The organism is Brevundimonas nasdae, assembly GCF_016654005.1.
Classification (GTDB): domain Bacteria; phylum Pseudomonadota; class Alphaproteobacteria; order Caulobacterales; family Caulobacteraceae; genus Brevundimonas; species Brevundimonas nasdae.
In genome coordinates this window covers 24,333-31,536 of the sequence record NZ_JAEPWN010000018.1, presented here as the reverse complement: position 1 = coordinate 31,536, position 7,204 = coordinate 24,333, and the positions used below count along the sequence as shown (strand labels likewise).

The 7,204-nt window shown below is 61.0% G+C and carries 5 protein-coding genes and 1 tRNA gene; 5 read left to right on the top strand and 1 reads right to left on the bottom strand.

Annotated elements, in window-relative coordinates; translation table 11 throughout:
- The first annotated feature begins 17 nt into the window (after positions 1 to 17).
- From JKF87_RS17795 to JKF87_RS17780, 4 genes are all read left to right on the top strand, one after another.
- Positions 18 to 94: transfer RNA gene (locus JKF87_RS17795), tRNA-Met, on the top strand.
- A 317-nt stretch (positions 95 to 411) separates the two neighbouring features.
- Positions 412 to 681: a hypothetical protein gene (locus JKF87_RS17790; RefSeq protein ID WP_201101226.1), complete on the top strand. Its 270-nt coding sequence runs from the start codon at positions 412 to 414 to the stop codon at positions 679 to 681.
- Between the two features lie 107 nt (positions 682 to 788).
- Positions 789 to 1,214 (top strand): hypothetical protein, encoded by a 426-nt coding sequence (locus tag JKF87_RS17785; RefSeq protein WP_201101225.1) that lies wholly within the window; start codon positions 789 to 791, stop codon positions 1,212 to 1,214.
- The gene (locus tag JKF87_RS17780; RefSeq protein ID WP_201101224.1) at positions 1,165 to 1,386 is read left to right on the top strand and encodes a hypothetical protein; all 222 of its coding nucleotides are present in this window, start codon (positions 1,165 to 1,167) and stop codon (positions 1,384 to 1,386) included. The genes JKF87_RS17785 and JKF87_RS17780 overlap by 50 nt, the downstream gene beginning before the upstream one ends.
- A gap of 576 nt (positions 1,387 to 1,962) precedes the next feature.
- Here JKF87_RS17780 and JKF87_RS17775 read toward each other — a convergent pair.
- Entirely contained in the window at positions 1,963 to 4,197 is a 2,235-nt protein-coding gene (locus tag JKF87_RS17775) for an alpha-galactosidase (RefSeq protein ID WP_201101223.1), read from the bottom strand.
- Between the two features lie 239 nt (positions 4,198 to 4,436).
- Here JKF87_RS17775 and JKF87_RS17770 point away from each other — a divergent pair, with 239 nt between their 5' ends.
- Complete coding sequence (locus JKF87_RS17770; RefSeq protein WP_201101222.1) at positions 4,437 to 7,166, top strand: TonB-dependent receptor; 2,730 nt, start codon at positions 4,437 to 4,439, stop codon at positions 7,164 to 7,166.
- The last annotated feature ends 38 nt before the right edge of the window (positions 7,167 to 7,204 follow it).

Below are 7,204 nucleotides of genomic sequence, written 5' to 3'. Positions count from 1 at the left end.
ACGACACTACCGTTTGCCGCGGGATGGAGCAGCCCGGTAGCTCGTCAGGCTCATAACCTGAAGGTCGTAGGTTCAAATCCTACTCCCGCACCCAAGTTTTAACCCGCTATTCCAATAGGATAGCGGGTTTTTTCATGCCCAGAATCCAGCGACAAAATCCAGCCCTGGAAGCCACGCGGAAGCAACCGGTGCCAAATGCTGGGCGGGAGGGGTGTCGCATCACGATGTTGAGAGGGCTGGGGCCGTAGTTGAACTGGCACGCTGGACCGGCGATGTTTGTCGTTCCTGCGCAACGAGCCGCTTGGCGCGAGGTCGCAGTGGACGATGCTTGCAATGAGTAGCCTTGGTTAGCGGTAAGGCCGGCGTCAGCGCGTAGTCTTGCGACCGAGTCTGACGTAATGGTCGGGGTCCTTGCCTAAAGATCTGTCGGACCTTCTTGCAGGCAAGACGCACGAAGACCGCCAAGCTGTCCTGGCCGATCGGACAGTGGCCGTTTCTACCCGAGAAGTCGTCATTGCGGGGTTGTTGAAGAGCCGCCTGTACTTCGTCGATTGCAACACCGCAAAAGTTGACGCCATCCGTGCGGCTAACGAAAAATTGGAGGATCTCGCCCTCGCCCTGAAGCCCTTCGGCAAGACGCCTATCGGGTGCTTCATCGTCAACCAGACGGCTCGAGGGTAGACATCTGGGAAGAGCTTGTAAAGCTTGGCGTTCCGGCTTCAAGGATTGCCGTCCATCTCAATGGCGCTCGGGACGTAATCCAAGATAGACGCGGCGCGTGTGATGGTTTGATCGACACTTATACTGGCCTAAAGGCTGTCGAAAGGTCTCCGGAGGCCCTGGCCTCGGCGGGCTACACCCACATCATTTGGAACCTCACGCTGCGTGAAGGCCGGGACGAGCCCTTAGCCTACGTTTCGTATATCGACGACCGCGGGCGGTCTGCGAACGATATGGTGCAAAAGATCGGACGCTTCGTTCGCCAGCCGGACGCGAAGCCATTCGAGGATACAGATCTTAACTCGGCCTATTTCTACTTCAATATTTCGGACGACGCCTTCACCCGGCTGATTGCTGACATGCAGAAGGAGATGGAGACAGATGGCTACGAGATCGTGCCGATGTCGGAAGGTCGGTCGCCCCCTTACGAGCCGGATTGTTCCAGTGCGCGAGAACAAGCCTCTTCCCTCGATTGCGCCGTGGTTTGGGGATAAAATCCAGGTTCTCGACGACATCCTGATCGAAAGTGCCCCCCTCTTCGCTGACAAGGCGCTCAAGGCGGAGGGGCGTATACAAACCCGTGTGTTTGAAATGGAATACCTCAAGGAGGATGTCACCGAGCGGCGTGAGGTTAAGAGTGCCGACAATGAAGCCATGACCCCGTGAGAGTATCTCTCCGCTCGCTTGGCTGCCATGGACGCCCGGATCATCAATGATAACGGTTCGATCTTTAGCGGCATACTAAAAGACCACGAGCGGATGGTTCAGCCGATGCAGTAAGGTTCGGAGGCGATGAGCGCTCTGCATGCGGCCGTCCCTCCGATCCGCAGTCGATAGAACGAACACTTCTTTCTCAGAGGACTGGGCCGCCAGGGCATTCAATCAGTGGCGCCCTTCAATCTAGTTTCGCCGAACGTCGAGAGCTCTTCCCCCTAGATGCGCGAAAAGTACCGGGTCCGATCTTTCGCCCATTCGCTACATGCGGAATACGACGGCTTCAATCCGTTTGAACTTGAAGTCGCTACCGCGCTTAATGAGCTCGAAAAGCCGTGGTGCAGAAGCCCAGTTGGCAAGGCCGGGTTTCGGATCCCAATCCAAGAGATCGGTGCCGAAACCTCGTGGTTTTATCCAGACTTCCTACTTTGGCTTTCGGACCACCAAGTGGTCGCGCTCGAGCCCAAGGGACGTCATTTGCTCGAGGGTGGCCATGAGCATCCCTGCCATGATGGCTGCTGCTTGAGATTAAATCCGATCCAGCACGAAGCCAGCGGCCTGGAAGTCGCCGCGGAGGGGGCTGTCGACGCCGTGTTCCATCCAGTAGGCACCGCTGGCGCGGACGGGGTTGAGAGCAGTGGCGTCGGCGGCGGCCTGTGGGCCGGCGTAGGCGCGCAGGGCGTAGGTCGCCCGAGGATCCAGACCACGGAGCTGGATCAGCGATTGCGGGTCCAACTTGGTTGAGGAATGAACGAAGGCGAACAGGGCGGCCTGTGACTTGTCGGGCGAGACAGACAGGGTGACTGAGCGGTTCGAGCCCTTCTGCGGCGAGATCAGGCGGTAGAGGTCGCCGCGCTGCACCGTGCGCCGGATGGTCTTGTATTCGGCGATCAGGCGTTTGGCGGTGGCGAAGTCAGCGTCCTGCCAGTGGTTCAGATTGGCACCGACGCCCAGCCCACCCTGCATCGACGACAGGAAGCGATACTCCAGCGAAGTCGTGCGCTGGTTCACCCAGTTGGGCGAATCCGTCACCCAGGCCATCATGACGCTGGGGGCATAGGCGTGACTGAAACCGTCCTGCATGGTCAGGCGGTCATAGGGGTCGGTGTTGTCCGACGGCCAGGCCTGATCGGTCATGGTCAGGATGCCCAGATCGACACGGCCGCCGCCGCCCGCGCACGTCTCGATCTCAAGCTTGGGATGGCGACGGCGCAGTTCGGTGATGATCCAGTAGAGGTTCTGGGTGAAGGCGACATAGACCTGTTGCTGGTCTTCGACCGCGCGCTGGTCCCAGCCGGGTTCGGACCAGTTGCGGTTATGGTCCCATTTCAGGAAGGCGATGTCGTTCTGGCTGACCAGATCGTCCAGCACCTTCAGCAGGTAGTCGCGAACATCGCGGCGGGCCAGGTTGAGCACCATCTGGTTGCGGCCCTCGGTGCGCGGGCGCCCCGGCATGCTGAGAACCCAGTCGGGATGGGCGCGATAGAGGTCGCTGTCGGCATTGACCATCTCAGGCTCGACCCATAGGCCGAAGTCCATGCCCAGGCCTTTGACCCGGTCGATCAGCGGCTTCAGACCGTTGGGGAATTTGGTGCGGTTGACGGTCCAGTCGCCAAGGCCGGCACGGTCGTTGTTGCGGGCACCAAACCAGCCGTCATCCATGACGAAACGCTCGACGCCGATGGTGGCGGCCTTTTCAGCCAGGGCGACCTGACCGGGTTCGTCCACGTGGAATTCTGTCGCTTCCCACGAGTTGTAAAGCACGGGCCGCAGGGGCGCGTTTTCGCCGCCCGGCAGGATGGCGCGGCGCTGGAAACGGTGCATCAGACGCGAGGCACCGCCCATGCCGTGGCCGGAATAGCCCGCGTAGAAGATGGGGCTTTCCAGCGTGTCGCCCGGCATCAGGCGATAGGCGAAGTCGAACGGGTTATAGCCGCCAACGATCCTGACGACGCCCAGCGGGTCCTGGTCCAGGGTAATGCGCCAGGATCCGCTCCACGCCAGGGCACCGAACCAGACGGGGCCGTTTTCTTCGCCGGACACGCCCTTGCGGTCTATGGCGAACCACGGATTGTTCTGGTGGCCCGTGTCGCCCCTGCGGCTTTCCAGCACGGTCGAGCCGGCGGTCAGCGGGCGCGATTGCAGCGTCCATTCGGCCGCCCAACGTCCGGTCAGATAATGAAGCTGGTAGTCCTCCTCGATCGGCAGGTTCAGGGCGGCGGCGGCCAGCTGGTCAATACGGATCGGCTTGCGCGTACGGTTTTCGACGACGGCAGAGCGGCCCAGGATGCCGGTCTCGGCATCCATGACGTAGCGCAGTTCGACATAGACGGCCTGGTTGATGTCCTTCAGGCGAACGGTGATGCCTTGGTCGGTGATGCGGTGCGATTCATAACGTAGCACCAGGTCGCGTGCGCCGTCGGTGAAGGCGACCTTCAGGGCGGGTTCGACGAACATGCCGCCCCCGAAGGCGGGGAACTCCTGTGGGGTGACCGAGGTCGACAGGTCGACCGATGAATGATCGCGTATGCTGATCGGCGTGCCGGGCGTATCGCCATCCGCCAAGCGCCCTCCCCAATAGAGCGCTTGCACCTGACCCTGATTGTTGACGCCGAAGGCATAGGTGGTTTCACCCCCGTCGAGCCGGAACACCTTGGTGCTGGAATCATAGCGGGCAAAGGCGCTGGCCTGGGTGGTCCAGGCCGCCGAGGCGCCCAGCATGGAGAGGCAGACCAGCCTCCGGTTCATTGGTAGAGCAGTCATCAGGCGTTCCTCCCAGGATTCTTATTTATCTGATAAATCAGGCGTGGCTCGGGCTTGTCAACCGTGCGCGGCTCATCGCGGCCTGCGTTGCCATAATGCCGCAGGGTAAGGCCTGAAGCCGAAAAAACGCCGTCTTCGAAATTTTAGTTCCGATTTATCATATTTATGAGATATTGCTTTTATCGACGCTCGGAAAGGGCGCGGTACGGCACTTCAAATGCATGTCTCTGGGGAGAGAAATGAAAGATAGTCATCGTCGCGGCGGCGCTGTCCTGCTGCATGGCGCAAGCGCCCTTGCTCTTTTTGTCGCGGCTCCGGCTCTCGCACAGACGGCTCCGTCTGGTGCCGCAGCGCAGCCATCAACCGTGGACGAGATCGTCGTAACCGGCACCCGCGCCAGCCTTGCGCGCGCTCTGGATGTGAAGCGCAACACGGTCGGCGTGGTCGACTCCATCGCCGCTGAAGACATCGGCAAATTCCCTGATCAGAACGTGGCTGAATCCCTGCAGCGGATTACCGGCGTGTCCATCGACCGCAGCGGCGGCGAAGGCAAGTTCATCACGGTTCGCGGCTTTGGGCCCGAGTTCAATACGGTACTGCTGAACAACCGTCTGCTGGCCACCGAGAATGCGGGTCGCGAGTTCAGCTTCGACATTCTGGCTTCTGAACTGATCAGCGGCGCCGAGGTCTATAAGTCGTCAGATGCGGTGCAGCAGGAAGGCGGCATCGGCTCGACCGTCATCGTGCGCACGGCGCGTCCGCTGGATCGTCCCGGCTATCATTTCGCCGGCAGCGCCGCTGCCAAGACCGACAGCACGGCGGATCGCACCACGCCGACCTTCTCGATGGTCGCCAGCGGCAGCAACGCGGCACGTGATTTCGGTGCCCTGTTCAGCCTGGCCTATGATGAGCGTGACTCGCGCGCGACCAACATCAACACTGGCGGCTGGATTGCGGGTCAAAACCTGGACTTCAATGGCGACAAGACGATTGATCTGGCCAATGTCGCCCTGCCGCGTACGCTGAACTACACGGTAGAGAACAGCCACCGCGAGCGTATCGGCGGCACCCTGGCTCTGGACTGGGTGGTCAATGACAAGCTGAAGCTGACGGCGGACGCCCTCTACACGCAGCTACGCGTGAACTCGCGCTCGAACCAGCTTGGCTATTACACCGATCCAAGCGACATCGTTTCGGCGACGGCTAATGGAAATGGCACCGTCACCCATTTCGTGCGCTCGGCCAGTGGCGGTCTGGCGACCGACCAGATCGTCTTCGACTCGCCGCGTGACGCCAAGACCTATCAACTGGCCCTGCACGCTCGCTATACGCCCGACGATCGCTCGGTCCTGGATGTCGACCTGTCCCATTCGCAGGCGACGGACCAGAACAAGTCGGTCTTCTACGTCATCGGTTCGCGCAACACCGGCTTCAACCCGACGTTCGACCTGAACGCGGGCGGTCTGCCGACCATGACGAATGTGCTGTCGCCGACGGATCCATCGCGTCTGGTCCTGCACTGCTGCTCCGAGCGGGGCGGGGAGGTGACGGATGCGGTCACCCAGCTGAACCTGGATTATCGTCGTGACTTCGAAGGCGTGCTGCAGACCATCAAGGTCGGTGGCCTGGCGACCTATCGCAAGAAGGACATCACCTCGCTGCTGACGCCCGATCCGCTGGGCTGCTTCTACTGCGGGTATTACGCCTCCATGCCTGCGGACATCACCAGCGTCTTCCACGCCGGCAATATTCTGGGCAGCGGCGACATGAGCTGGCTGGACTACGACCTGGCCAAGCTGGTCGCCTACTACGGCAGCGACGCCGCAATCAGCCAGCGCAATGACCCGGCCGCAGAGGCTGCATTCCGCGCTGTCTATCAGGCCAACAACAACAGCCTGGCACCTCAGTATGATGCTCTGGGTTCGGGGTCGGTAGCTGAAACCTCGGGCGCTATATACGCCCAGGCTGAGTTCGGCGGCTATCACAACGACCACCGTTGGTCCGCCATTGCGGGTCTGCGTTACGTCTATACGGATCTGACGGCCGAGGGTAACTCGCGGCAACTGTTGTCGATCAAGCCGCGTCCGGGTGACCCGACCTCGGCCGATCCGACCTATTCTCCGCCGGTGCCGGTGTCTGCAAACAGCACCTATGGCTATCTGCTGCCGTCGATTTCGGCCCGGTACAACATCACCGACGACATCGTGCTGCGCGGTGCTGCGTCGCGTACCCTGACCCGTCCGACCCTGACCAACCTGCGCCTGTCGCAGTCGTTCGACTTCCGTCCGCCGCAATCCAGCACAGTCAGCGGCGGCAACCCCTATCTGAAGCCCTATCTGGCCTGGAACGGCGATGTGGGTCTGGACTGGTTCATCGGGCGCGCCTCCTACGCCAGCATCGCGGTCTTCTATAAGGACGTGTCGAACTTCGTGTCGCTGGTCACGACGCCAACCGAGTTCTTCGGTTATCCGTTCCTGCAGACCCAGCCCACCAATGCGGAATCGGCAGAGGTCTATGGCTTCGAAGCGGCCGTCCAGTACACCTTCGACCAACTGCCAGCGCCTTTCGACGGTCTGGGCGTGTCGGCCAACTACACCAAGGTTGAGAGCAGCATTGGTTTCGACCCGTCGCTGAGCAGCCAGACCTTCAACGTCGAAGGTCTGTCGGACACGGCCAACCTGGTTGGCTTCTACGAAAAGGGTCCGATCCAGTTCCGTGTCGCCTACAACTGGCGTGACAAGTTCCTGCGTCGCACCTTCGGCGCCAACGGTCAGCCAGAGAATGTCGGCGCTTACGGTCAGTATGACCTGAGCGGCAGCTACAAGGTGACCGACAATATCTCGGTCTTCGCCGAGGCCATCAACCTGACCAACAAGCATAACCGCAGCTACTCGATCTACGAGGAGCGCCTGATCCAGCTGGAGGATACAGGCCGCCGCGTGACTGTGGGCGTGCGGGCTACCTTCTAACGCTCCAAGTCCCCCTTCTTGAGCGCACTTCGGCCGGA

Excerpts from the sequence above, each read along its gene's own strand:
- JKF87_RS17775 (WP_201101223.1), bottom strand. The coding sequence starts at position 4,197 with ATGACTGCTCTACCAATGAACCGGAGGCTGGTCTGCCTCTCCATGCTG.
- JKF87_RS17770 (WP_201101222.1), top strand. The coding sequence starts at position 4,437 with ATGAAAGATAGTCATCGTCGCGGCGGCGCTGTCCTGCTGCATGGCGCA.